The sequence below is a fragment of the Chitinophagales bacterium genome (genome assembly GCA_020636495.1).
In the GTDB taxonomy this organism is placed as follows: domain Bacteria; phylum Bacteroidota; class Bacteroidia; order Chitinophagales; family Chitinophagaceae; genus UBA5543.
On sequence record JACJXQ010000018.1, the window covers coordinates 1 to 3,947 of the forward strand.

A 3,947-nucleotide genomic window follows, 5' to 3' on the forward strand; every position below is an offset into this window, starting at 1 on the left:
TTCTGAAGCATCAAAATTACCATCCTGGTTATAGTCGATCCATACACCCATCGCTTTACTCCAAGTATCACCTGTATTGAGAATAAGCTCATTTGCGGTGCCAGAGTATAAGGTCGGAGCAGCTACTGATCCACCGTAATATGTGTAGCCAGCCGGAGGACCTACTCCACAAGTTGATGCGTTATCTAATGTGCTTATCCGAACTCTGAGAATAACATCATCATCTGTACAATCTGAAGCAGGCGGTGTACAATAACATTGATTTGGAGGTGTCAATCCAACCTGAACTGGATTTGACGTTCCTGTATTACCTGAACAAGTAACATTACACTGATACCATGTAGCAGCAGTAAGGTTAGTAGTCAATGTTGAAGAAGTTGCACCTGCAATATCAGTCCATGGACCTGTTGAAGAAGTAGCAGATTGCCATTGATAGGTAATTCCAGTACCAGGTGTACAATTCTCCAATGATAAATTAAAATCAATACCTGAACAAGCTGTAGCTACAGAACTGATCGTATTACCCGGAGCCGGAGTTCCTGTGCATGCTCCAGCAGGAGGACAAGTTGGAGTACTAAACTCTAAGGTATATGTAGGTGTAGTTTGAGCACCCAATGCAGTAACTAACACATCCATGGAAGCACCTGGTGCTAATGTAATATCCATTGTTGAAGTGCCACCAGCCGCTGTACTACCACCTATATCACCAAGAAAAGTGTTTTGACCACAAAAACCTGCTGCGGATGTTACCGGAACAAAAGGTGTAGCATAAGCTGCAACAAAGTTTATGAATCCAGATGCATGACCACTTGTAAAACTTACAGTAACACAAATTTCATTACATGAGGTATTTGCAAATGTATATACATCATAATATGATCCGGTTGCGGAAAGTCCGGCAGTACAAGACTTGGGAGGACCGCAAACAGATGCAACACCATCCCTCCATGGTCTGAAGTTCTGTGTAGCATCTCCAACATCTAACGACCCATTGTAAGTAGCACAAACTGCGTCGGGCCCATTAGTCAGAATAGAAGAGTGATTTGGCAAACCCGCATCATTATCTGATGAAGGGTCAGCTGATTTCATTGTAATTGGATTATTTACATAATCCCTTGCAAGTTTTTGCTTCTCGGAGTTTTGTTGCTTTAAGTTGGATTCTACAGATTTATCTTTTGTAGAATTGTAACTTATCTTACCACCTCTACCCTGAGAATTGGAAATTTGGGAAGACAAGGCAAAAACCAATGCCAAAGCCATTAGTTTCAAACCAAATCCCCCTAAGTCTCTTAGCGTAAATTTTGGTTGCATAGATAATTGTTTAAATGAATAATACTTACTGAGTTAACAGTAAAAACACTATAACGGAGCGTAAGTTAACTTTTTTTTAGTTTTTTCATCAAAAAAAGATGTGTATAAATTAGAGGATAAATAAAGCCCCCCTTATTCAGGAGGGCTTTATAATTATCTAATAACTATTAATTAGTCTATTATTACAAGGCCTGATACTATTTTCTGATCATAAACATCAGCCACTTTCACAGCATAAACTCCACGACCATGTTTGCTCAGATCAAAATCCATCCTTAAGTAAGGTGCTGAGTTATAGCTCAATATAAACTCCTTACGCTCCACTAACTGACCTCTTGAGTTGAATATTGATACTACTCTCTTCTCACCATAATTGCTCTGGTAGAACAACCTTACCTGGAACTGGCCTGAGTTCGGATTCGGATAGATCCACAGCTTGTCTGAAGCCTCTGCTCCGATCACTAACTGGTTCGTTGTGCTTACACAACCATTAACATCGGTAACGGTAGCCTCGTAGGTTCCCATACCATCTACATCTACTAATTGTGTATTGCTGTTACCTGCCAGAATCTGACCATTCAATGTCCATACCCAGTTTGATGCAGCAGGGCTGCTTGTACCGGTTACGGTTGTTGTCTGACCAGGAGCCAGTGACAGATCACCTGCAGAGATACTTACGTTTGGTAAGCCATTCACTGTAAGTGTAGCTGAGCCACTGTTCACTGAACCACATGGTCCGGCTGAGATCACTACCCTGTAACGGTTATTATTCATCGTTTGTGCCACACCGGTAAGGTTCAATGTAGCAGCAGTTGCTCCGGCTATATTTGACCAGGTAACTCCTGCATCAGTACTTACCTGCCACTGATAGGTCAATGGTCCGCCACTTGCACTTACACTGAACGATGCATCACTACCCACACATACTGCTGTACTGCTTGGGTTCACGACCCCTGTAACAGGCTGGCTAACGTTCACTACCACATCAGTAGTAGCAGACTGACAAATTGATGTTGCATAGCTGACCTGGTAAGTAGATGTAGTCGAAGGTGTAACATAAATCATGTTGGCTGGCGTTCCTGTGTAAGCAACAGTAGCTGCTGCATCTGTCCACATTGTTCCGGCTGTGCCTGTCCATGTTCCTTGTGCTAATGTTGGTGCCGCTATGTACCGTACATCATCAAGACCCACAAAGTATCCATTGATGTCATCATCTTCTATAAAATGCCTGAATGCAATACGGCCATTTACAGGACCCGCTAAACCAGAAACGGTCACAGTGTACTCTACCCATGCATTTAAGAACACACCTCCCTGATAAGTCGGGTTAATATCCAGTAATAAGGTACTGAAATCTCCGGTAGAGAGAGGAGTTGCACCTACATCTGTACTTGCACCATTTGAACTCATCCTTACCTGAAGTCTGTCAGGGAATGTTGGATCACCTAATGCAAGAGCATAGAACTTAAGTACATCACCATTACTAATAGTTATTTCTGGAGTAAATAACCACATACTCATGGTTCCTCCACCACCGCCGTTATTATCTCCAAAGAATGATGAGGCTGCATAATTAGATCCAGTATTTGCTGGCGGAATACCACTATACGTTGGCGTTGCAGGATCCCATCCTTCCAGTCCAACTGTTGGTACAGTGCTGTTATTTTTAACAACCCAACCAGCCGGAACTGAAGTACCAAAATCTTCAAAACCTTCATCTATTAATGTAACCACATTAGTATAGTTGGTCAGTGCAAGGCTCTGAATATCACCATTACATATTGATGCACTTGACGGATCAACTACCGGTATGATCGGTGTAACGGTCAATGTCGCAGTACTTGTAAAATCAGGGCCTGAACAACCACCTTCAACGATTGCCCTGTATTGGTTGCCAGTCATAGTTGCATCTACAGGATCAATTGTAAGTGTTGGAGTTGTTGCTCCACTATAAATACCTCCATCAACTATATTCTGCCAAATTGATGGAAGTGTATATGTAAACGTTATTGACCAGTTATTCAATGTACCCACATCACCAGTATACCAATCTGATAAGCCTAACTGCCAGTTGCCATTTAACATAGTATACAAATCAGACCATGGCATACCATTAGCTGAAGTTTGGTAATTACCGGAAGGACCATAACCACTAAGTCTGTCAGCTCTGAATGTACCCGTACGTGGGGCCGCGGCACCACTTAAAGGAACAGTACCGGTTGAACTGATAATGGTATTGGTGAAATTATCTGATGAATTGGAACCTGAACCATTATCCAGTTCTCCTATCAGGTTCAGGCTAACTCCGTTAGGTGCAATGATATTGTTTTCCATATCACCAACATAAGTGTGGTCTATATTAACCTTTATACTTACATCAGTAATAACAGCACCCGCAGGGATACCAGATACGGCAATTGTGCTATACACACCTGCAGGATCGGCATCCGGTACTGCAAGAGGTGTGTTATTAGTAAATGTCATTGTATGCAAAGTGTTTGGATCTCCTCTCGTCTGCCATTGATAGGTAGGATAGGTCCCCATTGCTGATGCAGTAAATGTTGCATTTGCTCCGCAAACTACAGACGTATTGCTTGGCGACCCGGTAATAACTGCCGGTACGCAAGGCTGAATGT

At 42.4% G+C, this 3,947-nt stretch carries 2 protein-coding genes; both read right to left on the reverse strand.

Annotation, left to right across the window (positions count from 1 at the left end; translation table 11 throughout):
• Nucleotides 1–1,089: hypothetical protein (locus H6550_16615; GenBank protein ID MCB9047760.1), on the reverse strand; the 1,089-nt coding region annotated here is incomplete at its 3' end.
• 393 nt (nt 1,090–1,482) lie between these two features.
• The coding region (locus tag H6550_16620; GenBank protein MCB9047761.1) for a choice-of-anchor J domain-containing protein at nt 1,483–3,947 on the reverse strand (2,465 nt) is incomplete at its 5' end.